The sequence below is a fragment of the Mycobacterium sp. genome (genome assembly GCF_019247615.1).
In the GTDB taxonomy this organism is placed as follows: Bacteria; Actinomycetota; Actinomycetes; order Mycobacteriales; family Mycobacteriaceae; genus Mycobacterium.
In genome coordinates this window covers 1-23,030 of the sequence record NZ_JAFBAT010000266.1, presented here as the reverse complement: position 1 = coordinate 23,030, position 23,030 = coordinate 1, and the positions used below count along the sequence as shown (strand labels likewise).

Annotated in this window: 20 protein-coding genes; 12 read left to right on the top strand and 8 right to left on the bottom strand. The window is 66.1% G+C overall.

Translation table 11 applies throughout. The annotated features are described in order from the left end of the window. Positions 1 to 42: 42 nt before the first annotated feature. Positions 43 to 1,038, bottom strand: a complete 996-nt coding sequence (locus tag JO059_RS18290) for an ATP-binding cassette domain-containing protein (RefSeq protein WP_293321223.1) — start codon at positions 1,036 to 1,038, stop codon at positions 43 to 45. Between the two features lies 1 nt (position 1,039). Next, positions 1,040 to 2,089: an ABC transporter permease gene (locus tag JO059_RS18285; RefSeq protein ID WP_293321221.1), complete on the bottom strand. Its 1,050-nt coding sequence runs from the start codon at positions 2,087 to 2,089 to the stop codon at positions 1,040 to 1,042. Between the two features lie 423 nt (positions 2,090 to 2,512). On the opposite strand from JO059_RS18285, the gene JO059_RS18280 reads away from it, so the two are divergent. From JO059_RS18280 to JO059_RS18265, 4 genes are all read left to right on the top strand, one after another. Next, positions 2,513 to 2,890 (top strand): STAS domain-containing protein, encoded by a 378-nt coding sequence (locus JO059_RS18280; protein ID WP_293321219.1) that lies wholly within the window; start codon positions 2,513 to 2,515, stop codon positions 2,888 to 2,890. A 242-nt stretch (positions 2,891 to 3,132) separates the two neighbouring features. Next, on the top strand, positions 3,133 to 4,905 hold the full coding sequence (locus JO059_RS18275) for an amidohydrolase family protein (RefSeq protein ID WP_293321217.1): 1,773 nt from the start codon (positions 3,133 to 3,135) through the stop codon (positions 4,903 to 4,905). Between the two features lie 4 nt (positions 4,906 to 4,909). Beyond that, on the top strand, positions 4,910 to 6,256 hold the full coding sequence (locus JO059_RS18270) for an aromatic ring-hydroxylating dioxygenase subunit alpha (protein WP_293321215.1): 1,347 nt from the start codon (positions 4,910 to 4,912) through the stop codon (positions 6,254 to 6,256). Between the two features lie 159 nt (positions 6,257 to 6,415). After that, positions 6,416 to 6,796, top strand: a complete 381-nt coding sequence (locus tag JO059_RS18265; protein ID WP_293321213.1) for a hypothetical protein — start codon at positions 6,416 to 6,418, stop codon at positions 6,794 to 6,796. 15 nt (positions 6,797 to 6,811) lie between these two features. On the opposite strand, the gene JO059_RS18260 is transcribed toward JO059_RS18265, so the two are convergent. Beyond that, positions 6,812 to 8,152, bottom strand: a complete 1,341-nt coding sequence (locus tag JO059_RS18260; RefSeq protein ID WP_293321237.1) for a HAMP domain-containing sensor histidine kinase — start codon at positions 8,150 to 8,152, stop codon at positions 6,812 to 6,814. A gap of 217 nt (positions 8,153 to 8,369) precedes the next feature. Here JO059_RS18260 and JO059_RS18255 point away from each other — a divergent pair, with 217 nt between their 5' ends. The 3 genes from JO059_RS18255 to JO059_RS18245 are packed head-to-tail and all read left to right on the top strand — an operon-like array spanning position 8,370 to position 11,466. Next, on the top strand, positions 8,370 to 9,014 hold the full coding sequence (locus JO059_RS18255) for a TetR/AcrR family transcriptional regulator (protein WP_293321211.1): 645 nt from the start codon (positions 8,370 to 8,372) through the stop codon (positions 9,012 to 9,014). Next, positions 9,011 to 10,222 (top strand): acyl-CoA dehydrogenase family protein, encoded by a 1,212-nt coding sequence (locus JO059_RS18250; protein ID WP_293321209.1) that lies wholly within the window; start codon positions 9,011 to 9,013, stop codon positions 10,220 to 10,222. Before JO059_RS18255 ends, JO059_RS18250 begins: the two co-directional genes overlap by 4 nt. 26 nt (positions 10,223 to 10,248) lie before the next feature. Beyond that, positions 10,249 to 11,466, top strand: coding sequence for a GNAT family N-acetyltransferase (locus JO059_RS18245; RefSeq protein ID WP_293321207.1), 1,218 nt, complete (start codon positions 10,249 to 10,251; stop codon positions 11,464 to 11,466). A gap of 211 nt (positions 11,467 to 11,677) precedes the next feature. Here JO059_RS18245 and JO059_RS18240 read toward each other — a convergent pair whose 3' ends face one another. Beyond that, complete coding sequence (locus tag JO059_RS18240; protein WP_293321235.1) at positions 11,678 to 11,959, bottom strand: hypothetical protein; 282 nt, start codon at positions 11,957 to 11,959, stop codon at positions 11,678 to 11,680. A 351-nt stretch (positions 11,960 to 12,310) separates the two neighbouring features. Here JO059_RS18240 and JO059_RS18235 point away from each other — a divergent pair, with 351 nt between their 5' ends. Then, on the top strand, positions 12,311 to 13,462 hold the full coding sequence (locus JO059_RS18235; protein ID WP_293321205.1) for an MFS transporter: 1,152 nt from the start codon (positions 12,311 to 12,313) through the stop codon (positions 13,460 to 13,462). A 145-nt stretch (positions 13,463 to 13,607) separates the two neighbouring features. Further along, the gene (locus tag JO059_RS18230) at positions 13,608 to 15,848 is read left to right on the top strand and encodes an NADP-dependent isocitrate dehydrogenase (protein ID WP_293321203.1); all 2,241 of its coding nucleotides are present in this window, start codon (positions 13,608 to 13,610) and stop codon (positions 15,846 to 15,848) included. A gap of 19 nt (positions 15,849 to 15,867) precedes the next feature. On the opposite strand, the gene JO059_RS18225 is transcribed toward JO059_RS18230, so the two are convergent. The 3 genes from JO059_RS18225 to JO059_RS18215 form a co-directional block, all read right to left on the bottom strand. After that, positions 15,868 to 16,908 (bottom strand): LLM class F420-dependent oxidoreductase, encoded by a 1,041-nt coding sequence (locus JO059_RS18225; protein ID WP_293321201.1) that lies wholly within the window; start codon positions 16,906 to 16,908, stop codon positions 15,868 to 15,870. Between the two features lie 8 nt (positions 16,909 to 16,916). Next, positions 16,917 to 17,339: a nuclear transport factor 2 family protein gene (locus tag JO059_RS18220; RefSeq protein WP_293321199.1), complete on the bottom strand. Its 423-nt coding sequence runs from the start codon at positions 17,337 to 17,339 to the stop codon at positions 16,917 to 16,919. A 138-nt stretch (positions 17,340 to 17,477) separates the two neighbouring features. Beyond that, positions 17,478 to 20,459, bottom strand: coding sequence for an aminotransferase class I/II-fold pyridoxal phosphate-dependent enzyme (locus JO059_RS18215; RefSeq protein WP_293321197.1), 2,982 nt, complete (start codon positions 20,457 to 20,459; stop codon positions 17,478 to 17,480). A 248-nt stretch (positions 20,460 to 20,707) separates the two neighbouring features. On the opposite strand from JO059_RS18215, the gene JO059_RS18210 reads away from it, so the two are divergent. Continuing rightward, entirely contained in the window at positions 20,708 to 20,923 is a 216-nt protein-coding gene (locus tag JO059_RS18210) for an acyl carrier protein (RefSeq protein ID WP_293321195.1), read from the top strand. 66 nt (positions 20,924 to 20,989) lie between these two features. Continuing rightward, positions 20,990 to 21,238, top strand: a complete 249-nt coding sequence (locus JO059_RS18205) for a hypothetical protein (protein WP_293321193.1) — start codon at positions 20,990 to 20,992, stop codon at positions 21,236 to 21,238. Here the strand turns inward: JO059_RS18205 and JO059_RS18200 are convergent. Next, positions 21,235 to 22,323: a 2-dehydropantoate 2-reductase N-terminal domain-containing protein gene (locus JO059_RS18200; protein ID WP_293321191.1), complete on the bottom strand. Its 1,089-nt coding sequence runs from the start codon at positions 22,321 to 22,323 to the stop codon at positions 21,235 to 21,237. The two genes, JO059_RS18205 and JO059_RS18200, sit on opposite strands and share 4 nt — an antisense overlap. 90 nt (positions 22,324 to 22,413) lie before the next feature. On the opposite strand from JO059_RS18200, the gene JO059_RS18195 reads away from it, so the two are divergent. Beyond that, positions 22,414 to 22,989: a hemerythrin domain-containing protein gene (locus JO059_RS18195; RefSeq protein WP_293321189.1), complete on the top strand. Its 576-nt coding sequence runs from the start codon at positions 22,414 to 22,416 to the stop codon at positions 22,987 to 22,989. Positions 22,990 to 23,030 lie beyond the last annotated feature (41 nt).

Here is a 23,030-nt window from a genome sequence, read left to right as displayed (position 1 = left end):
GACGCGCGCCCGAAATTCGTTCACGGCGCGCCAAGCACCACCTCACTCGGCGGTGGCGAGGTTGCGGTGCTCGATGAGGTCACGCACGCCCCCCGCGCCGAGCCGCTCGCGGAACGCCGGCGCGGTGTAGCCGACGACGGTCGCGTCGGTGCGAGCGCGTGCCGTCGCCGCGCGCGGCATGTGAAAAAGCACCCCGATCTCCCCGAAGTAGTCGCCGGGCCCAGCGATCTTGATCAATTCCTCACCGCCGTCGGCTAATTCGTGCACCAGCTCGAACTCGCCCGTGCGCACGACGTATATCAGCTCGCCCATCGTGGACTGCTCGAACAGCACCTCGCCGGCCTTGACCTCCACCGTCTCGGGTGACTTGTTCGTCTCGGGGAAATCGGGCGTCAGCTCGACGACGCGGTCGGCCATCGGCAGCATCCGGGCGTCGTGGGTGGCGACCACCACCACCCGGTCCCCGTCCGCGAGTTCGCGAATCAGCCGCAACACCTCCTCCACCTGGATGAAGTCCAGATGTGCCGTCGGTTCGTCGGCGAGGATCAGCGGCGGATCCAACGCGATCGCGCGGGCGACGGCGACGCGTTGTTGCTGCCCGCCGCTCAGGTCGCCCGGGCGGTGCTTCATCCGGCCTTCGAGGTTGACCCGCGTGAGCAATTCCTCGGCACGCTTGCGTGCCGCCCGGCGCGACATCCCCGCCTCCCGCATCGGCACCATCACGTTTTCGACGGCGGTGAGGCTGGGAACCAGGTTGAACGCCTGGAAAACAATGCCCACCTTCTCGCGCCGATAGTTTGCCAGCGCGGCGCTGTCGAGTGTCGTGATGTCGACCCCGTCAAACTTGATCGTCCCGGACTTCGGCCGCAGGATGCCGCCCAGGCAAGACAGCAGCGTCGTCTTCCCGCATCCGCTGGGCCCGAGCAGGATCACCAACGACCCTGCCGTCACGTCGAGGTTCAAACCGTTGATCGGGCGCAGCGCGTATCCGCCGCTGTAGTACTCGACGACGAGGTTCTGGATGTTGAGATCGCCCACGCTAGGGACCACCGAACGCCAGCGCCGGATCGATGGCCACCACGCGCCTCAGCCCGGCAAGACTGCCCAGCAGGCCGATCACGATCGCGACCACCGGCAACAGCACGTACGCACCGGCAGGCACCGCGACGACCATGGGAAACAACGGTGCCAACAGCTGCGCGAGGAGGACACCGAGCGCCGCCGCCAGCAGCGCGACCACCAGCGCCTGCAGTGCCAGCCCCGACATGATCGAGCGCGTCCGGGTCCCAATAGCCTTGAACACTGCGAAGTCACGCACCCGCTCGAGCGCGGACAAGTAGACCACCGAGCCGACGATCAGCGCCGCGACCACCCATAGCAAGACGGCGACGATCCAGATGGACGTGACCGCGACGTTCAACGGCCGCACCAGATCCTTGACAGCGCCCGTCCGGTCGTATTTCTGGTAGCCGTCCGGAAGATGCCGGGCGGTGCCGACGATCCCGATCGAGGTGACCATCGGCTGGCCGTTGTACGCCACTTGCTGCAGACCCTGAATCGTCAGGAAGATGTTGGGAATCTTCGCCAGCGCGGTCGAATTGGGCACGATCCCGACGATCCGCAACACGTGCGCGCCGACCTGCAGGGTGTCGCCGACATGCCGGCCGAGCGTGCTCGACGCCGCGACTTCGTCGGGCGCCGACGGAACGCTGCCCTGCGAGACGCGGGGCATGCCGGGCCCGTGCTCGGGCGCGCCGAAAGCCGTGACGTTGCGCGTTGCTCCGCCCTGCTTCATGATCGTCCCCGCACAGGCCAGCGGGGCCGCAGCTACGACGCCGGGTTCGGCCGCGATGCGCGCCAGGTCGACGTCGGGGAATGGCGTCGAGCCCAGGAACGGGCCCGCCGCGCCGTCTTTGACCACGAATGCGTCGACGCCCATGGAATCGACAGTGTTGCGGGCCTCGACTTCGAAGCCATGCGCGAGGCCGGTCATCACGAGCGTCATTCCAAAGATCAGTGCCGTGCTGACGATGGCGATAATGAGGCGCCGCTTTCGCCATTGCATGTCGCGCAGGGCCGCGAAGAGCATTTCCCGAACGTACCAACGTCCCCATTGCGGGGACAGAGATTTGCGGGTGCTGGATCCGCCCTGATCAGTGCCGCAGTCACCCATCGGATGCGGGCACTAACGCCGTTTGCGCCGGTGTCGAATGCCATGAGCGAATCAGGGGCGACTCCTCAGTTGCGCGGCGGGCCCGTCGGCCGGGGCCGGGACAGATTGGGACCCCGACCGAAGGCCCATCGAGGCCTATCGCCGCGGAGGTGCGCGCCCGATTATCCGCGTGGCTTACCATCTACTGAACGCGATGCAGTGCCGTCACTCGACGAGCGAGGACCTGGGGTGTTTCTGCCTGATGAAGCGTGTGGTGCGGGGTTGAGTCAGCAGCCCGGCTTGCAGTGGCTCGTCGGAAGCCAGCGGGGTCCCGCGTGGGACGGATGTGAGTGAGTGATCATGGTCGAACATTCGGGCGATTCAGTCGAGCCGACCAATTTCCAGGTGGGGAAACACCAGGTCGAGCAGGCTGCCGTGCTCACCGTCTCGGGCGAAGTCGACATGCTGAGCGCGCCGCAGCTGGCCGAGGCCGTGCGCACCGCGCTGACGGACAGACCCGCCGCGCTGATAGTCGACCTGTCGAAAGTCGATTTTCTCGCGTCTGCCGGGATGACGGTCCTGGTGACGGCCCTGGATCAGGTCGTTCCACCTACCCGTTTCGCGGTCGTCGCCGACGGCGCCGCCACCAGCCGACCGATCAAACTCATGGGACTGGACAGCGTCCTGTCGCTGTACAGCACGCTTGATGGCGCGCTGAGCGGTGTCGCCGCCGGCTGACCGGCTGGCGGCAAACAACCCGATCACGAACGCCCGTAAGCGGGGCGTGCGCCGAGTCAGATAGCTTGAGGCGCAAGCCTTTTCGGTGCGGCACTGTTGGCGGGCCCGGCATGTTCCCATGGTCCCCGAGCTCCATCGGGGTCAACCCCTCGCCATCAACGCCCCCACGAGTTACGCTACTTAGCGTAGCGAAATGTCGCTCGTCTGGCGTCCACAGCGCATGGCGACAAGGAGAGACCCTCATGCTGGACCTGAAGATCACCGGCGGCACCGTCGTCGACGGCACCGGCGCGCAGCGCTATCCGGCCGATATCGGCATCAAGGACGGCAAGATCGTCGACGTCGTCCGTCGCGGCGTCGGCGACACCGCCCCATCCGGTTTGGATCTGGCCGGCGCCACCGAGACCATCGACGCGACCGGTCACCTGGTAGCGCCCGGTTTCGTCGACATCCACACCCATTACGACGGCCAGGTGAGCTGGGACAGCCTGCTCGAGCCGTCGAGCGGGCACGGCGTCACGACGGTGGTCACCGGCAATTGCGGCGTCGGCTTCGCCCCGGTGCGGCCCGGCACCGAAGAGTGGCTGATCGAGCTGATGGAGGGTGTCGAGGACATTCCCGGCACCGCGCTCACCGAGGGCATCACCTGGGGCTGGGAAACCTACCCCGAATACCTCGACGCGATCGACAAGCACAAGTTCGCGATCGACGTGGGCAGCCAGGTCGCCCACGGCGCGGTCCGCGCGTATGCGATGGGTGAGCGGGGAGCCCGCAATCAGCCCGCCACGCCGGAGGACATCGCGGCGATGAGCCGGCTGGTCACCGAAGCGGTCGAAGCGGGCGCGCTCGGGTTTTCGACGTCGCGCACCATGGGCCATCGGGCCATGGACGGTGAGCCCGTCCCCGGCACGTTCGCCGCCGAAGATGAGCTGTTCGGCCTGGGGCGGGCCATGGCGGCCGGCGGTCAGGCGGTGTTCGAACTGGCCCCCCAGGGCGCGGCGGGCGAGGACATCGTGGCCCCCAAGAAGGAACTCGAGTGGATGCGCCGGTTGAGCGCGGAGATCGACCGGCCGGTGTCCTTCGCTTTGATCCAGGTGGACGCCGACCCCAAGCTGTGGCGCGAACAGCTCGACCTGTCCGCCGCCGCGCACGCAGCCGGAAGTCGGCTGCATCCTCAGATCGCGGCGCGTCCGTTCGGCATGATGATCGGTTTCCAGGGTCACCACGGCTTCAGTCACCGCCCCACGTACCGCAGGCTCGCCGCCGAATGCAGCCGTGAGGAACTCGCGCACCGCCTCGCCGATCCCGCCGTGAAGGCCGCAATCCTCTCCGAGGACGACCTGCCCGTGGACCCCACCCTGCTGTTCGACGGCATGTTCGCGCTCGTGCAACACTCGCTGCACCGCCTCTACGCGCTGGGGGATCCCCCGGACTACGAGCCCACGCCAGACCGCACGGTCGCCGCGATCGCGCGGGCGCGCGGCGAGGACCCGCTGTCGACCCTCTATGACCTCATGCTGCAGTCGAATGCGACCGCGATGCTGATGCTGCCGCTGTTCAACTACGCCGACGGCAATTGCGACGCCATCCGCGAGATGATGCTGCACCCAGCCGGAGTGCTGGGTCTGTCCGACGGCGGCGCGCATTGCGGAATGATCTGTGACGCTTCATATCCCACGTTCCTGCTCACGCACTGGGCGCGGGACCGCCGACGCGGCGACAAGCTGTCCCTGGAATACGTGATTCGCAAGCAATCGCGCGACACCGCCCACCTCTTCGGCCTCACCGACCGCGGCACCATCGAGCCGGGCAAGAAGGCCGATATCAACGTGATCGACATCGACGCGCTGCGGTTGCACCCCGCCGCGATGGCGTGGGACCTGCCCGCGGGCGGGAACCGGATCCTGCAGCGGGCGAGCGGCTACGCGGCGACCATCGTCAGCGGGACGGTGACGCGTCGCAACGACGTCGACACCGGGGCGCGCCCCGGTCGCCTGGTACGCGGAGCGCGCTGAGGTCATGAGCCTGGCCGCCGGCAACCCTGCCCGCACGCGCCCCAATGCCCAAGAGGACGCGATCGGCACCCCGCCCGCATCCCCGACGCTGGTGCCGGCCGAGCGCTACTATTCGCCCGCGTTCGCCGCGCTGGAGACCGAGCGGATGTGGCCGAAGGTATGGCAGCTCGCCTGCATGGTCGACCACGTCGCCGAGCCCGGCGACTACTTCGAGTACCGCTGCGGGCCATACGGAGTGCTGATCGTCCGCGGGGATGACGGTGTGCTGCGGGCGTTTCAGAATGCGTGTCGTCATCGCGGCAACTCGGTGTGCGTGGGCTCGGGATCGGGGTTGCGCGAGCTCCGATGCGGTTATCACGGCTGGACATGGGACCTGGCCGGCACACTCAAGCGGGTGCCGAACCGCAAGGGCTTCGGGTCGCTCAGGATGTCCGACTTTCCGCTGCTGCCGGTACGGGTCGAGTCCTGGGAGGGCCTGGTCTTCGTCAACCTGGACCTCGACGCAATGCCACTGCTCGAGTACCTGGAAGCGATACCCGCCGACCTCTCCTGGACCCAACTGAGCGACTTCCGCTGTTACGCCACCCTGACCATCGAAGTGGACGCCAACTGGAAGACGATCGCCGACGGTTTCAGCGAGACATACCACATTCAAACACTGCATCCCGAGCTGTTACGCTGCGTCGACGATATCCATGCGCCGCAACAGATTTGGGGCCACACGGGCAAATCCGATCAGCCGTACGGCGTGCAAAGCCCGCGCTTTGACGGCGCGCTGAGTGACGAAGAGGTCTGGGACGCTTACGTTTACACTCAGGGCGCGCTGATGGGTGCCGCCGCAGGCACGCCGTTCCCTGCCGACGAACGCCAACCCGGACAGACGGTTCAAGATCTGATTGCCGCGCGCACACGGGCGTTTGCGGCCGAGCGAGGCGTCGACCTGGAGTGGGCCGACACCGACCGCATCACCCGGCTGCACCAATACAACGTGTTCCCCAACATGACGCTGCTGACCAACGCCGACCACCTGACCATCATGTGCTCGCGGCCCGGCACCAACCCTGACCAAGGCGAGATGGTCATCTTCCTGACGACGCGGATGCCGGCCGGGGCGCCACGCAACAAGCCGACCGATGTCCGCACCGCCGCCGAGGAGGCCGAACCGGGCGTGGTGCTCAAGCAGGACATCCAGTTGCTCGCGGGATTGCAGCGCGGCCTGCACCAACCGGGCTGCACTCATTTGGTGCTCTCAGGCGAGGAGCGGCGTGTGATCAACATGCATCGCAACCTCGAGCGCTACCTCAACCTTTCTGAAGACCTGCCCGCGTCCGAGCGGATGAGCGGCGGCTGATCTTCGGGCGCGAGCAGACGCAGAATCGCATCAGCCGGGCCGTCTGCATGCGATTCTCTGTCTGCTCGCGGAACACCATCGTGGAGCAGGTGAATCCGAGCGAATCCAATTCGCTCAGACCGGCCGAATTCAGCCGGAAGCGAACTACAATCCCGGCTTGTGACGACCCCGTCCAACGCCTGGGGCGACCAAAGACGGCAACTCTTGCAGCAGCTACGGGTGCGAGACCAGGCGCTTGGCCGAAGGCGGGCGCGTCGCCTGTGCCGGTGCTTCGAGCGCGTCGGTGTCCACACCGAACCCGACCGCCTACGGGCGATGTCGGCGGGCGCGCCCGTCGCCGATGAGGAAGTGACCGACGTCAACTTCGCTCTGATCGCCCTGCGGCTGAACGACGAGGCGCGGGCGACCAAGTTCAAGCGGTTGCGGCGGCGGGCCACCCGCTCAGCGTTGTTTGCCGGCCTGGTTCTGGTGGTGCTGCACTTCCTGTTCTGTGTGGCCTACGTGTTGCTGAACCTGACCCAGCAGGCCGCGCCGTACTGAATGCCGGGCTGACGCTCACGCCGCGCCGCGCCCATCGCCCGCCAGCTTGAGCAACAGGCGCGCGCCACCCAGTGGGCTGGCGTGTAAAGAGGCCCGACCGCCGTGCAATTCGGCCTGCTGCGCGACCAGCGCCAAGCCCAGCCCGGAGCCCCCACGCGCCGCCGTCGAGCCCCGCGAGAATCGTTCGAAGACGGCGGCGCGCTCGGTTTCCGGAACCCCGACGCCGTTGTCGTCGACGGCGATTTCCACCCCTTCGCCGGAACTGGAGACGTGCAGCCTGATCTCGGTGGCGCTGCCGTGCTTGACGGCGTTGGCGATGGCGTTGTCGATCACCAGGCGCAGCCCGGTGGGCAAACCCACCATCAACACCGTGGGCGACGGCACCAGCGACACGTCCACGCCCGGATAGATGCGAAGCGCGTCGTGTGCGGCGCGGTCCAGAAGTTCCGTGATGTCGAAGGAGACGAAATCGTCGACGGTGGTCAGTTCGCCCTGCGCCAGTCTTTCCAGCGCGGTGAGAGTCGCCTCGATCCGGCTCTGCGTGCGGATGACGTCGCTGAGCACTTCCTTTCGCTGCTCGGCCGGTAACTCGAGCGTGGAGAGCACCTCGAGGTTGGTTCGCATGGCCGTCAACGGGGTGCGCAGCTCGTGCGAAGCGACGGCGGCGAAGTCGCGGGCAGACTCGAGCGCCGCCCTGGTGCGCTGTTGCTCATTGCCAATGCGGGCCAGCATTCCCTCCACCGCCTCCGCGATCTCAACGGCCTCGCGGACGCCGCGGACCTGCAGCTCGTCGGGGCTCGACTGAGCGCTGATGGCGCGGGCCTGCTGAGCCAGCAACAGGAACGGGTTGACCATGATCAACGAGATCACCCAGCCGACAAGAACCGTGCCGCCGATGACGCTGCCACAGATCAACAGCACCCGTAGGTGCAGTTCGTTGATTCGATGCTGCGCCTCGGCCAACGGCGCCGCGAGCGCAATCGAGGCCGGACCCGCCGTGAAGGTGCGCACCCGGTATTGCACGCCGTCGATGGTCGTGTTCGCGTAGCCGTTTGGGAGCCTCGGCAGAACGATATTCCCGGGCACCGAGACCGTCGTGTCGCCGATGCGCGCGGTGCGCACCAGGCTGCCGTCCGGCGCGGGCCGATCCGGGTTGGTGAGCTGGGCAGTGTTGAGCAGCGTGTTGATATCGCCGAGGCTGCTGACCGAATCCAGGCGGCGGTCGAGCTGACTGTATTGATCGTTGGTGACGCCGATCCAAACCCACGCGCCCAAGAGGACGACGAGGGCGATCACCGATAGGGCGGCGACGATGACGATGGTGCGCAGCGACAGCACCCGCCTCGGTAGCCGCACACGGCGGCTTCCGCGGCTTCCGTCAGTGTCGTGCACTGTCGGGCTCCATCAACGAGCCGACGGGGCCACGTCGACATCGCTTACCACAGAAGCAACGGTAACTTCCCTCGTCCTCTTCGCCGTTGCACGGGGCGGGTTGCGGACGATTCCCCCGAGAGAACGCGAGGTCGCTCGAGGTCGTTTGCCATACGACATGGTGAGTGAGTACTCTCTCACCATGCTCAGCGAGTCCAGTCGGGGACGCGAGCGGCTGCTGGCCGCGGCGCTGAAGCTTTTCGCCGCCAAGGGGTACGCCGCTACGTCCGTCGCCGATATCCAGCGGGCGTCCGGCCTGGCGCCGGGATCTGGTGCGCTGTACAAACACTTCGGCTCCAAGCGGGAGTTGCTGGAAGCCGCCGTTGCCCACCGGATCGACAGCATCGTGGCCGCGCGCGAGCAGTACGACGCGGGGGCGCCGGGCAACGTCGAGCGGGCGGTGCGCACCGCCGGGCAGCTGATCTGGAGCAACCTGAAGCAGAGCGAGGACTTGCTCAAGGTCATGCTGCGCGAGCCCGACGAGCTCGGCGATCTCGACGAGAAGACGTGGCAGGTGATCACGGACAACGCCTACCAGCGGTTCGCCGGCGAACTGGCCGCGTCGAATCGTTCCGGCCGCACCGACATCCCGGATCCCCAGGCGGCCGCGGCCGTGGCCATCGGGTCGCTGTCGTATGCCGCGACGCTGCAGGCCCTGACCGGCCGCCTGCCCGGCAACATCGACGAAGACCGCTACTTCGAGGCCTGGGTGAAGCAGACGCTCAGCCTCCTCGCGCAATACCGAAAGCTCGCAAATTCTCAGCCGATTTCAGGAGTCAACCAATGACCTTCTCCCTGCAACTGAGCGACGACGTGATCGAGATCCGCGACTGGGTGCACAAGTTCGCGGCCGACGTGATCCGCCCGGCAGCGGCCGAATGGGACGAACGTGAAGAGACCCCGTGGCCCGTGATCCAGGAGGCCGCGAAGGTGGGGCTCTACTCCCCCGACTTCTTCGCGCAGCAAGCGGCCGAGCCCACCGGGCTCGGCTTCCTCACCACGTTCGAGGAGATGTTCTGGGGTGACGCCGGCATCGCCCTGTCCATCCTGGGAACCGGGCTGGCCGCGGCCGCGCTGGCGGGCAACGGAACTCCCGAACAGCTGGGGCGTTGGCTTCCCGAGATGTTCGGCACGCCAGACGATCCCAAGCTCGGCGCGTTCTGCTCGTCGGAACCCGATGCCGGTTCCGATGTCGGCGCCATCCGCACTCGTGCGCACTACGACGAGGCGGCCGGGGAATGGGTGCTCAACGGCACCAAGACCTGGGCGACCAACGGCGGCATCGCCAACGTGCACATCGTGGTGGCATCGGTGTACCCGGAATTGGGCACCCGCGGCCAGGCCACATTCGTCATCCCTCCGGGAACCCACGGCCTGGCTCAGGGGCAGAAGTTCAAGAAGCACGGCATCCGCGCCTCGCACACCGCGGAGGTGGTGCTCGACAACGTCCGCCTGCCTGCGGACGCGATCCTCGGCGGCCGGGAGAAGTTCGACGCCCGGATCGCCCGGGTCAAATCCGGTTCCTCTACCGGCGGGCAGGCGGCGATGAAGACCTTTGAGCGTACCCGGCCCACCGTCGGCGCGATGGCGGTCGGCGTGGCCCGCGCCGCCTACGAATACGCGCTCGACTATGCCTGCCAGCGTGAGCAATTCGGCCGCAAGATCGGTGAATTCCAGGCGGTGGCGTTCAAGCTGGCGGACATGAAGAGCCGCATCGACGCCGCGCGTCTGCTGGTGTGGCGGGCCGGCTGGATGGCGCGCAACAACCAGAGCTTCGACTCGGCCGAGGGCTCGATGGCCAAGCTGGTCGCCAGCGAGACCGCGGTCTACGTCACCGACGAGGCCATCCAGATTCTGGGCGGCAACGGGTACACCCGCGACTACCCCGTGGAGCGGATGCACCGCGACGCAAAGATTTTCACGATCTTCGAGGGAACCAGCGAGATCCAGCGTCTGGTGATTTCGCGGGCAGTGACCGGCCTGCCCATCCGTTAACGCGGGGCGCGGGACATGATGTCCCCATGCCCAGCGAGATCCGTCTTCTCGAAAGTGAAGACGAACTGATCGCGGCGGCGAACGTGTTTCGCGCCGCGATGGTCGGGTTCCCACCCCTGTCGAACCTGGCGCCCGGCGAGATCACCGGGCTGCTCGAAGCCGGACGCACCATCGGGGCATTCGTCGGGGGACAACTCGTGGGCACCGCGGACGCCGTGACGAGTCGGCTGACGCTGCCGGGTGGGGCAATCGTGAGCCATGCCGCCGTCTCGCACATCGGGGTACTGCCCTCGTTCACCCGAAAAGGCATCGCCACCAATCTCATGCGTCATCAGTTGCGCGACATCGCCGCACGGGACGAGGTGCTTGCCACGTTGCGAGCATCGGAGGCGACGATCTACGGGCGGTACGGCTATGGAGTGGCGAGTTCATCGCAGACCGTGGAGCTGCACACCGCACAGGCGACGCTGCGCCCCGATGTCGGGCCGGGCGGTCCGGTCCGACTGCTGGACGCAAAGCAGGCGTGGGGCGTCCTGCCGCAAATCTATGACCGCAATCGGCCGTCCCGTCCGGGAACCATCGATCGCCCCCTGGTTTGGTGGCGAGGAGCGCAGAAGCGGACCGAATCGTCTTCGGCCCCTTGCTATTTCGCGGTTCACGGTGAACCGGGATCCGAGTCGGGGTTCGCCCGCTACCGCCCCGTCGCCACCGAGTCATGGTTCGTCAGCGACCAGCGCACCATCGCGGTGGAGGATTTCTTCGCTCCCACCGCGCACGCGTATGTCGGGCTGCTGCGGTTCCTGCTCGGGCTCGATCTCATAGACCGCGTGGTGTTCTGGATGCTGCCCCTCGACGATCCCCTGCCTTGGCTCCTCACCGATCGGCGAGCCTTGCGGGTGACCGCGGTGCGCGACGAAACGTGGCTTCGCGTCGTCGACGCCGCGAAGGCGCTCGCGGCACGTCGGTACGAAGCGGGCGAAGCCGTCACCATCGCCGTCAATGACACTGTGCTGCCGGATAACTCGGGCAGCTTCACCATCTCGGCCGACGGCGCCGAGCCGACCGGCCGAAGCGCCCAACTCCACATCGGCATCGAGGGCCTGTCAGCCGTCCTGCTCGGTGGAGCGACCTGGCGCAGTCTCGCCCTCGCCGGGCTGGTCCGCGCCGAGGACCCGTCGGCGCTCGCCGTGGCCGATCGGCTGTTCGCGGTGCGCGACGCGCCGCACGCCGGATTCTTCTTCTGAAACGAGCGCAGGACAACAGCATGATCGTGATCGTCGGCGCCGGAATATGCGAGCTGCCGGCGCCGCCTTCTTCTGCCCCGGGAGCTCGTGGCGACCCGAGATGCCGGCCCTTCCGAAAGCCCAGGATTGCGCTACTTGGGGACGTTTGGCCCTAGGTCTGTGCGGCGGTTATCGGAATGACTGGTCGGTTCGGGCTCGGCCGCGAGTGCGGTCAGCCGTGGGGTGCTTCCGAGATCTTGGTGTCGGGCTTTCCCAGCGTCTGGCAGTACGTCGCCGCCGATAACCGCGTCGCCGATATCTCCGCGTTGGTCGGGTCGGCGCCATTCTTGTCCTTGAGCATCTTGCTCACCTCGTCGTTCTGCTTCTTTTCGTCCTGCGAGGTGAAGTCCTTACATTTCGTGTCACCGCCGGTGTTGATGACCTGTGAGGCTGAACACGCGCCAGAGAGCAGCGCGGCGATGGCAATCGTGGCCGCAGCGATTTGCTTCATCATTTGCCTTCCTGCATTCCAGTGATGGTATTGATACACCAAATCGACTGATTTCAAACCTGGATTGCGATTTGCGCCTTCGCGTCATGTGTTTGCGGCGCCGTCCCAAAAGCACGGATGAAAGCCTGCCGTCGCCGGTGCTTTTCGGCGCTTCAGCGGGAATAGCTCCCTGGCAGGCATCGCGTTGGGGCGTCTGTCGACCCGCCCTCGCAGCGGCCCCGGGGAAGGATGAAAGTGATCTGGTCGAATGGGTCAACGGGATTGACGAGCCCGCCGCGGTCCAAGCGGTCCACGCCGGCCGTAGCGGCCGGCTCTGGCACGGGTGGCGCGGACGCACCGAGTCGGACCCTCTTCATGGGCGTGCTGTGCCTGCTGCTGGCCACGGGGTGGGCCGCCAACCACTTCGTCGCGTTGATGCCCGTGATCGGCCGTCAGCAACACCTCGGCCCGGCCACACTCGATGCGATCTTCGCCATCTACGCGGTGGGCTTGTTGCCGGGCCTGCTGGTCGGCGGGCGCGCATCCGATGCGTTCGGGAGGCAGTCGGTGGCGTTGGCCGGCTCGACACTTGCTCTGGCAGGGACGGTGGCGATGCTGCTCTCGCAGCACACCGACGCCCTGCTGGCGGGGCGCTTCATCGTCGGACTGGGTGTTGGTCTGATAATGACGTCCTGCACGGCATGGGCCTCGGATCTTCAAGGCGCCGCCGGTGCAGCCGCCGCCGGCGCGGTGCTGACCGCCGGTTTCGCCGTCGGCCCGTTCGCCGGTGGGCTCACCGCCCGGGCCGGCCGATCCGCCCAGACCGGCGTCGGCGTGTCGTTCGCTGTCGCCGCAGCCATCGTCGTGGTGGCGACATGCGCGGTGCTGCTGACGGCGCGCACGGACGCCAGCTCGCCGGCGACGCGGCACGCCACGCGGCCGACGGTGTCACCCAAGCCCGCGCCGCACGCAACCGCGCGGGCGCTGGGCTGGGCACTGCCACTGGCGCCGTGGGTGTTCGCCTCCGCGACGCTTGGCTTCGTCACCATCCCCGCGCGGCTCCACACCGGGCTGGCCGCCCCCATCGCCGCGGGCGCGGCCGCGCTGATCGTCAACGGCATCAGTGGGTTGGTTCAAGTACTTGCCCGCGCACTGCGATGGGGTCCACAAGCCGGCACCGCCGGTGCCGTGCTGGCGGCGCTTGGCTACGCCGCGACCGCGGCGGCCCCGCCGACGATGGGGCCGGTGTTGGGGGTTGCGCTCTTCCTGGTTCTCGGATGCGCGTCCGGCCTTCTCCTTCGCGAGGGCTTGATCGACCTGGAAGCCGCGGCGCCGCAACGCCTGCGGGGTGCCCTCACCGGAGTGTTCTATGTGGTCACTTACGTCGGCTTCGGCGTGCCGCTGATACTGGCCACGGCCGGGCCCGGGGTTTCGGCGACGATCCTGTCCGCGATGGCGGTGCTGGCGTCGGCAGCGGCGGTCGGTCGAGCGCTGCGGCTGCGACGAGACGATCACCGTCGGGCCTGATCCGCCGCCCCGCTTTCGGCACGGACGCCCCGGACGCCACCGGGCGCGCCACAGGTAACGTCGTACCCGATGCAATGCTGCCCTCCGCCGTTTTAATGCAAAGCCGACCCATAGATCTGATCCACAGCGACGCCGGGAGAACACCATGAGCGCCCAGCAGCCCGCCATCATCTACACGCAGACCGACGAGGCGCCGCTCCTGGCGACCTACGCCTTCCTCCCGATCGTGCGTGCCTTCGCCGAACCGGCCGGCATCGAGGTCAAGACGAGTGACATCTCGTTGGCGGCCCGCATCCTCGCCGAGTTTCCCGATTACCTGACCGAAGACCAGCGCGTGCCGGACAACCTCGCCGAACTGGGCGGGCTGACGCAGCTCCCGGACACCAACATCATCAAGCTGCCCAATATCAGCGCTTCGGTGCCGCAGCTGGTGGCCGCCATCAAGGAACTGCAGGGCAAGGGCTTCAAGGTTCCGGACTATCCACACTCCCCGAAGACCGACGAGGAACGCGAGATCCGCGACCGCTATGCGAAATGCCTGGGCAGCGCGGTCAATCCCGTTCTGCGACAAGGTAATTCGGATCGCCGCGCACCCAAGGCCGTCAAGGAGTATGCGCGCAAGCATCCGCACACCATGGGCGAGTGGTCGATGGCATCGCGCACCCACGTCGCGCACATGCGACACGGCGACTTCTACGCCGGCGAGAAGTCGATGACGCTCAACCGGGCACGCGACGTGAAGATGGAACTGGTGACCAAGCGGGGCGAGACGATCGTGCTCAAACCCAAGGTTTCGCTGGACGCCGGTGACGTCGTCGACAGCATGTTCATGAGCAAGAAGGCACTGTGCGAGTTCTACGAAGAGCAGATGGAGGATGCGTACAAGACCGGCGTGATGTTCTCGCTGCACGTCAAGGCGACGATGATGAAGGTCTCGCACCCCATCGTCTTCGGCCACGCGGTGAAGACCTTCTACAAGGACGCCTTCGCCAAGCACCAAGAGCTGTTCGACGAACTGGGCGTCAACGTCAACAACGGTTTGTCCGATCTCTACAGCAAGATCGAGTCGCTGCCCGCGACTCAACGCGACGAGATCATCGAAGACCTGCACCGCTGCCATGAACACCGCCCTGAGTTGGCGATGGTGGATTCGGCCCGGGGCATCACCAACTTCCATTCCCCGAGCGATGTCATCGTGGACGCCTCCATGCCGGCGATGATCCGCGCCGGCGGCAAGATGTACGGTGCCGACGGAAAGCTCAAGGACACCAAGGCCGTCAATCCGGAGTCCACCTTCTCCCGCATCTATCAGGAGATCGTCAACTTCTGCAAGACCAACGGCCAGTTCGATCCCGCGACCATGGGCACGGTGCCCAACGTCGGGCTGATGGCACAGCAGGCGGAGGAATACGGCTCGCACGACAAGACTTTCGAGATTCCCGAGGACGGCACGGCCAATATCGTGGACCTAGCCACCGGCGAAGTGCTGATGCCGCAGGAGGTGGAGGCCGGCGATATCTGGCGCATGTGCATAGTCAAAGACGCGCCGATCCGCGACTGGGTCAAGCTGGCCGTCACCCGGGCGCGCAACTCCGGCATGCCGGTGGTGTTCTGGCTGGACCCGTACCGGCCCCACGAGAACGAGTTGATCAAGAAGGTCAAGGAATATCTCGCAGACGAATACACTCATGGCCTCGATATCCAGATCATGTCTCAGGTGCGCGCCATGCGCTACACACTGGAACGCCTGGTGCGGGGCCTGGACACCATCGCCGCAACGGGCAATATCCTGCGCGACTACCTCACCGACCTGTTCCCCATCCTGGAGCTGGGTACCAGCGCCAAAATGCTGTCCATCGTGCCGCTGATGGCGGGCGGCGGGATGTACGAGACCGGCGCGGGCGGTTCGGCGCCCAAACACGTCAAACAACTGGTGGAGGAGAATCACCTGCGCTGGGATTCGCTGGGTGAATTCCTCGCCCTAGGAGCCAGTTTCGAGGACATGGGCAACAAGACCGGCAACACGCGGGCCAAGATCCTGGCCAAGACGCTCGACGCCGCGACCGGCAAACTGCTGGAGAACGACAAGGGTCCGTCGCGCAGGACCGGTGAGCTCGACAATCGGGGCAGCCAGTTTTACCTCGCCCTGTACTGGGCCCAGGAGCTTGCCGCCCAGACCGAGGACGACGAGCTGCGTGAGCACTTCGCCCCACTGGCCGAGAAGTTGGCCGCCAACGAAGACGTCATCGTGCGCGAGCTGAACGAGGCACAGGGGGAGCCGGTGGACATCGGTGGCTATTACGCCCCGGACGCCGAAAAGACGGCGTGCGTGATGCGGCCCAGCAAGACATTGAATGCCGTGCTGGCGGAATCGCGGTCTGGTTAGTCGACGGTCAGTCGGCTGCTTAGTCGGCGATGTTGCGCAGAGTCTCTATCAGCTTGACCCGTTCGGCGGGCGTCTCCGCGATGGGTGCCACATTCAACGTCGTCACCCCGGCCTCGCGGAAGGCCGCCACCCGTTCCTTGACGAACTCGCGGGCACCGATCAGGTTGACGTCCCGCACCAGCTCGTCGGGCACCAGCTTGGCGGCGCCGTCCCTGTCGCCGGCCAGGTAGAGCTCTTGAATGCGGTCGGCCTGGGGGCCGTAACCGTACTTGGTGGCGAGGGCATGGTAGAAGTTCTTGCCCTTGGCACCCATGCCGCCGATATAGAGAGCCAAGTGCGGTTTGACGAATTCCCTTAGCGGCTCAACGTTTTCACCGATTGCGAGCGCCGGGCCGGCATACACCTCGAGCTCGCCGAGATCGGGATCCCGCTCGGCCCGGCCGGCGGCCAGGGCGTTGCCCCAGACCTGCTGCGCCTTTTCGGGTAGATAGAAAATTGGTTGCCAGCCCTCGGCGACCTCGGCCACCAGTTCGACATTCTTGGGCCCCAGCGCGGCCACCAGTATCGGGATACGTTCCCGCACGGGCCGATTGATCAGTTTCAGCGGTTTACCCAGCCCGGTGCCGCGTTCGGCGGGCAGCGGGATCGTGTAATGCTTGCCCTGGTATTTCAGGTACTCACGACGCCACACCTGGCGGCAGATCTCGATCACTTCCCGAGTGCGCGCGATCGGGGCGTCGTAAGGCACACCGTGGAAACCCTCGATCACCTGGGGGCCCGAGGCGCCGAGCCCGAGCGTGAACCGTCCGTCGGACACGTAGTCCAGGCCCGCCGCGGTCATCGCGGTCAGCGTCGGTGTTCGGGTATACAGTTGCAAGATTCCCGAGGCCAACTCGACCCGTTCGGTGCTGGCGGCCAGGTAGCCCAGAGCGCTGACCGCGTCGAACGAATATGCCTCGGGCACAAAGACGATGTCCAAGCCGGCGCGTTCCAGGTCGGCCACTTCGGCGGCGACTTCCTTGAACCCGCCCGCGTAGTTGATGCCCAACCCGATCCGCATGCGGGCTCCTACGATGTGGCGAGCCGGTTGGCCAGTTCGAGCGCCTCTCGCTGGATGTGGTCGAACTGGGCGCCCATCGCCTCCGACAACGCGGTCGCGCCTGACAGCGGCCGGACCATCACCATGAAGTCGTCGATCAGCCCGTCATCGTTGAAATGCACGAAGTCGCAACCGGTGATCTTTACCCCCGGCCTGCCGCGCAGTCCCGTTTCGAATACGAACGCGTGGTCGCGGCCGTTGCTGTCATGGAATTCGCGCAGGTAGTGAAAATCCTCGAAGATCCGCAACACACCCCGCAGGATCGCCGCGGTGATCGGCTTGCCGACGTAGGGCTTGAATGCCACCGGGCTGGTGAACACGACGCCGTCGGCCAGCATCGCCTGGATGGCGGCCTCGTCGCGCTCCTCGACTGCCCTGCGGAAGGGATGCACCAGACACCTCACATATCGACTTGTTGGGGACTTGCTGGGTCCTGTTGGGTCACTGTGATCGATGCTAGCCCCGGCCCTGAGTCCCGCGCGGAAGGGCCATCGCGCGCCCCGTGACGCCGCCGATGGGCGCCGGGCGGCCTACACCGACTTGGCGTTCACCGCGTCGCCGGGATGCTGCTCGCCGAGCAGTTGGTCGGCGCCGACCTCCGGGACACCCTGATCGTCGTCGGGCTGGCGACCGGGCAGCTCATCGTGTCCGGCCTCCTGGCCGCCCTTGCGATCACCGTTGGCCCCACCGCGTTTCGGCGACTTCTTTTTCGCCGTTTTCTCCGGTGCCGCGGCGGATGCGCGGAGATGATCGTTTGCCGCCGCCGCCGATCCCGCCGCGGCCATTGCCATCTCAATGGCCTTCTCGGTATACACGCGGTAGCCGAATTCCGGTAAGTAGCCGTGGATTTCGGGGGTGTCGAGGTCGCGCATGAACTGCAGTATCTCGCGGCTGAACACCTGACCCGGCACCAGGACCGGGAAGCCGGGCGGATAGGGCGTCACGTAGGTCGCGGAAACGATGTCGACGCCCGCCTCCAGCCGTTCGTCGATCTGGTCGCCGGTGAGGTACTCGCAATTGGTGTCGTCGTAGGAGAGGTAGAACGCCCGGCGAACATCCCCTTCGGGCGTCGCCTCGCTCCCGCTGTGATCGAGGAACGCGGGGTGGAAACCGCTGAAATCGGGAAGCGGCAAAGACATTTCGGTAAGCCGATAAACCGCTCGCTCGAAGTGCTCACGCTCTCCAAGACTCATCTCGGAGATGTTTTGGTCCAACTCGCGGGCGATGTTGACCAGCACTTCCACCAGAAAAGCGACCGAGCTGCGGGTGGTGCCGATGTTGGTCATGAACAGCACGCTGTTGCGCGACGTCTTGTTGATCTGAATTCCGTAGCGATCCATCAACTGTTGGCGCTTGAAAGTGTCGCCGTCGTAGCCGGTTGGCCCGATGAACAAGGTGATTCTTGACGGGTCGAGCACGAATTCGTCCTGATCCCAGGCCGCCATCATGTTGCGCAGACCCGAGCGCAGGGGCTGGGCGATGGCAGACGGCCGGAATCGCTCCGGGATCAGGTCGGAGGTCCGCAGACACCTCATGTACTTGCTCAGCAACGGATGGTTGTCGATCGCGTCGCGCAGTTGCATCGCATTTTCGATCTGCCGCTGCACCAGTTCAACACCTTCCAGCGCCACTTGCCGGCGACCGAGGTCCAGCGATGCGAGGATCTGGTAGTTGGGTGATGTCGAGGTGTGCGCCATGTACGCCTCGTGGAACGGCTCCGCCACCTTCTGGTCGAAGTCCTGATCGAAGACGTGGATCATCGATCCCTGCCGCAGCGCGGTCAACGTCTTGTGGGTCGACTGCGTGGCGTACACCCGCACGCGGGCCCTCGCCGGGTCCGGAACGAGGCGACGGTCCAACAGGTCGTCGTCGCTGGGAGCATGTGCGGAATCGGCGGTGAGCTGCTCCTCGTACTGGCGCCTGCAGTCGGGATCCTGCAACCGCTCGCGCAACGCCCTGGCCGACTCCATCGCGGTGCGCGTGCGGTAGACCGGGTGGAAACGTGCAAAAGCGAACCATGCCTCGTCCCACAGGAACACAAGGTCGGGCTTGATGGCCAGGCACTCTTCCATCACCCGCTCGACGTCGTAGACGATGCCGTCGAACGTGCAGTTCGTCAACGACATCATCTTGACGCGGTCGAGCTTGCCGGCGCGCTTGAGCGCCAATAACTTCGACTTGATCTCGCGCAAAGGGACCGCGCCGTACATCGAATAGTCGTTGAGCGGATAGGCCTCGAGGTAGATCACGTTCGCGCCGGCCAGCATCATCCCGTAGTGGTGGGACTGGTGACAGTTACGGTCCAGCAGCACGATGTCACCGGGTGCCACCAATGCCTGCGTGACGACCTTGTTCGCCGTCGACGTTCCGTTGGTGACGAAGTAGGTGCGGCGCGATCCGTACGCCTGTGCCGCGAGCTGCTGCGCCTCTCGCAGCGGCCCGGTCGGTTCGAGCAGTGAGTCCAGACCCCCGCAGGTCGCCGACGTCTCGGCCATGAACACGTCCAGGCCGTAGAAGCCGACCATGTCCTTGATCCAGTGTGAGTTCACGATCGACTTCCCCTGCGAAATCGGCAGGGCGTGAAAGACACCCGTGGGTCGGTGGCTGTACTGCTTGAGCGCACTGAAGAAGGGCGTGCGGTAGCGCGCGGCGACGCCCTGCAGTATCGACAGGTGCAGCTCGAGCATGCCTTCGCGCGCATGGAACACCCTGCGGAAGTACTGGCCCAGGCGGCCGGCGATGTCCTCCACGTCGATCTCGGTCATGAGGTAGAGGTCGAGTTCGGGTCGCAATTTGCTCAGGGAGACCGCCAGTATCTGCGCCCGCTCCTCCGGCGTCTGATGATCGGCCAACTCGTTGGACACCGCGGTGTCGACGAACTCCGCCAGGCTCGAAAGATCCCGGGTGGATTGGTGGGAGAAACGCCGCCTGATCACCACCGCCTGCAGGTTGACGTTGAGCCGCGCCGCGATGAGCGCCTCGTCTCCGCTGGACACCACGACGAGCTCGTAGACGAACTCGTCGTCGGGGCGACGCCATTTGCGGACCTCGTTGCGCAGCGCCCGTTCCTGATCCTCGGTCATCTTCTCGACGACGAGCACCTCGAAGTAGGGCCGGTCGCGCTGCGACGCCGGCTGATGTTCGAGGAGCTGGCGTGGATCCGACGGGAACATGTCGAGGTCGTCGGCACCGGCGTTCTCCACATCGCCCGAGCGGTACGACTCCGTGGTCAGCGCGCGGTTGATCTGGCCAACCGCCTGTGCGAACTTGTCATAGCCGCCCGCGGCGAAAAGCCTTTGCACCCGGGCGAATTGCGGCGACCCGGGATAGGCCCAGTAGGGCTCGAGGCTGCTCAGGCGAGTCAGCAATTCCTGGCAGACGCCGGCCCACTTGTCTTTCAGCGCCCCCGTCGTGGTCGGGCGCATCAGGCGATCGGCGGCTTCTTCCAGCCGACACCACGAGTCGCTACGGACCTGCCACAGACTGTTGTATGCGCGTAGGTGTTCGGTCATGGCCGGCCTTTCTTGCAGTCGCGGCGACTCCTGCGTGCAGGAGCGTCGGTCAAGGTTCGCAGATCCAATGCGCCCGCCGGTTACCGGGAGACCAACAATGCACGTCCGTCAGATGATAGCCGCCGGGAAGCGGGGCTGATCGAGTCACTTTTGTCGCTACTGGCCCGCTACGGACCCCCACTGTTTAACGAGGGCACCCACGGGTAGCCGTCCCGTACACGCATCTTTGAGATAACTGAGGAGGAATGGTGGCAACGGGGGAAACCGGATTCGATGACGTGACCTACGACTTGGTCTCGGTTCAATACCACTCACTCAAGGCCGGGCATGACTACGGGCAGTACGTCCGCGACGCGAAGAACGCGGGCCTCGACGATGTGGCGTCCTTCTTCGAGGACGTCATGGCGGAGGATTCCAAGCGCGCTCAGCGGTGTCACGAGCTGCTGGCTCAGCTCACCAAGTAGGCCGGAGTTTGGCCGCGTCTCAACACGATCGCTGCGTCCGGTTGGCAGTCCAGTAGCGTCGAAGGCATGTCCGAAGTTTCCGGTAACGACCGAATCGACGACGTCAGCCCGGGCGACTCCATCGCCATCGACCGCGGCGCCGGTGAGCAGCCGTGCCGAGTGGTGTTCAAAGACTTCACCGACGGCCGTTACCTCGTCACCCTCGAGGCCGGTAACGGTGAAACCTTTGAGGTCGAGCTGCCGCCCGGCGCCACGGTGAAGCGATCGCTCGGGTCGAAGTGGGAGTCTGTGCAGAGTCCGACGCCGGAAAGTTAGGACCGGCTGTCGGGGGTCGCTGCGCCGCCGGTTACGGGGAGGGCAAGCCCCAGCCGTTCGGTCAGTTGGGACGCCGAGTAGTGGCCGGGCCCAAGACCGCTTCGGACCGCTTCGCGTACCGCGCGCGCCAGCGCGGCATTCAGTGGTGCGGTGATGCCGTGCCGGTGAGCGAGGCGGACGATCTCCCCGTTGAGGAAATCGGTTTCCACGCTGCCGGTGTTGCGGCGAAACGACTGCCAGGTCGAGTTGCTCGGCCCGGCGTCCCACCCCGGTACCGGGCGTATCGTCGGCCCATCTGCCCGCGCCGCCGTGGAGGTCTCGAACGAGACAACCTCAATTCCCGCGTGCCGCAACACTTTCTCGCCTTCCCGACGTATCGCGGCGACCAGTTCGCCGGTCTCGGCCGGCTCGGCCGAGAGGGCGCCCACCGCGTTGCCGAGGTTGCTCAACAGCTTGTTGTACTTCCAGGGCGCGACGTCGTCGGGGATGGTCACCCGAATCCCGGCGGTGCTCCACCCCTCGGCCAGCCCCGTCAAAAGCTCGGCGTCGGTGTCGGTGGCCACCGACGCGGGCCACCGTGCGATGTGGAACTGACCCACCACCGGCCACGACCGGATGATCACCTCACCCGGCTCGAGGTGCACGGCGGGCAACCAGACGCAGACACCGAACACCCGGCGGAAGTAGCGCAGCGCCTTGTCCTCGGCCGCAACGCCGTTGAGCGCCGTCATCGCCGGCAGCAGCTCCCCAGCTGTCCCGACGACGCCGTCCGTGCCGTGCACCGGCTGATCGACCCATTCCTGAAGTGCGGTATCGAGCTGCTGGGTCTTGGTGGCGAAGACCAGCACGTCGCGATCCGTCAACCGCACATCCTCGGCCCGGGACGCCACGGGGACCGGCGCACGGAATGTGCCGTCGGGCGTTCTGAGCGTCAGGCCGGCCGTCGCCAGGATGTCGGCGTTTCGACCGCGCGCAATCAGCAGTGTCGTCGTCCCTGCCCGTGCCAGCACGCCGCCCACGGCGCCGCCGATCGCGCCGGCACCCACGATCACGAAACGGTGGTCGTCGACGATTCCGGCGTCCACTGCCGCGTTCCCCTCGCTCGGTGTGTGCAATGACTTCTACCATCGCACCCGAGGGTGCTGAGATGAGCGTCGGGGAGGCTGGGAGCGTGCATGGCTGACATCACCGTCGTGATTCGCGCGGACCACGACTGGTTCCGCGAACAGTTCGCCAAGCTGGACGAGCTACATGCGCAGAAACCCCTCAATCGCGGCGCGCTCGAGCGGGTATGGCGGCCGCTCGCCGACAAGCTCGACGTGCATGCCTACATCGAGGAGAAGATCTTCTATCCGCAGCTGCTCAAACGCGGCGCCGACGATCCCGAAGGCGAGACGCTCGATGCCATCGGCGATCACAACGAGATTCGCGACGGCGTGCGCGCCGCCAACGCGGCCCGTATCGGTACCGAAGAGTGGTGGGCGGCGGTCGGGCGCACCCGGTCCGCCAACGACCACCACATGAGCGAAGAGGAGCGGGAGGGACTGTCGGACTTCCTTCGGCATGCCCCGATCGGCCTTCGAGAAGCACTCGGACGGCAATTCAGCGAGTTCATGGCCGAGCATCCCACCACAAAGGGATTGCCGATCGTCGACCGCGACCCCGAGGGCTACATCGAGGATGCGGCGCAGGCGCTCCCGTCCAGACCCGCGGATCATTCGCTTGGCATCGGCAGCCTGAAGGGCAAGTAAGCAGCCGAGAGGCTTACTTGGCCGCGGCCGGCGGCGGATGG

Excerpts from the sequence above, each read along its gene's own strand:
- JO059_RS18245 (WP_293321207.1), top strand. The coding sequence starts at position 10,249 with ATGCCCAGCGAGATCCGTCTTCTCGAAAGTGAAGACGAACTGATCGCG.
- JO059_RS18235 (WP_293321205.1), top strand. The coding sequence starts at position 12,311 with ATGGGCGTGCTGTGCCTGCTGCTGGCCACGGGGTGGGCCGCCAACCAC.
- JO059_RS18240 (WP_293321235.1), bottom strand. The coding sequence starts at position 11,959 with ATGATGAAGCAAATCGCTGCGGCCACGATTGCCATCGCCGCGCTGCTC.
- JO059_RS18255 (WP_293321211.1), top strand. The coding sequence starts at position 8,370 with ATGCTCAGCGAGTCCAGTCGGGGACGCGAGCGGCTGCTGGCCGCGGCG.
- JO059_RS18205 (WP_293321193.1), top strand. The coding sequence starts at position 20,990 with ATGTCCGAAGTTTCCGGTAACGACCGAATCGACGACGTCAGCCCGGGC.
- JO059_RS18280 (WP_293321219.1), top strand. The coding sequence starts at position 2,513 with ATGGTCGAACATTCGGGCGATTCAGTCGAGCCGACCAATTTCCAGGTG.
- JO059_RS18225 (WP_293321201.1), bottom strand. The coding sequence starts at position 16,908 with ATGCGGATCGGGTTGGGCATCAACTACGCGGGCGGGTTCAAGGAAGTC.
- JO059_RS18275 (WP_293321217.1), top strand. The coding sequence starts at position 3,133 with ATGCTGGACCTGAAGATCACCGGCGGCACCGTCGTCGACGGCACCGGC.
- JO059_RS18215 (WP_293321197.1), bottom strand. The coding sequence starts at position 20,459 with ATGACCGAACACCTACGCGCATACAACAGTCTGTGGCAGGTCCGTAGC.
- JO059_RS18270 (WP_293321215.1), top strand. The coding sequence starts at position 4,910 with ATGAGCCTGGCCGCCGGCAACCCTGCCCGCACGCGCCCCAATGCCCAA.
- JO059_RS18195 (WP_293321189.1), top strand. The coding sequence starts at position 22,414 with ATGGCTGACATCACCGTCGTGATTCGCGCGGACCACGACTGGTTCCGC.
- JO059_RS18285 (WP_293321221.1), bottom strand. The coding sequence starts at position 2,089 with ATGCTCTTCGCGGCCCTGCGCGACATGCAATGGCGAAAGCGGCGCCTC.
- JO059_RS18250 (WP_293321209.1), top strand. The coding sequence starts at position 9,011 with ATGACCTTCTCCCTGCAACTGAGCGACGACGTGATCGAGATCCGCGAC.
- JO059_RS18230 (WP_293321203.1), top strand. The coding sequence starts at position 13,608 with ATGAGCGCCCAGCAGCCCGCCATCATCTACACGCAGACCGACGAGGCG.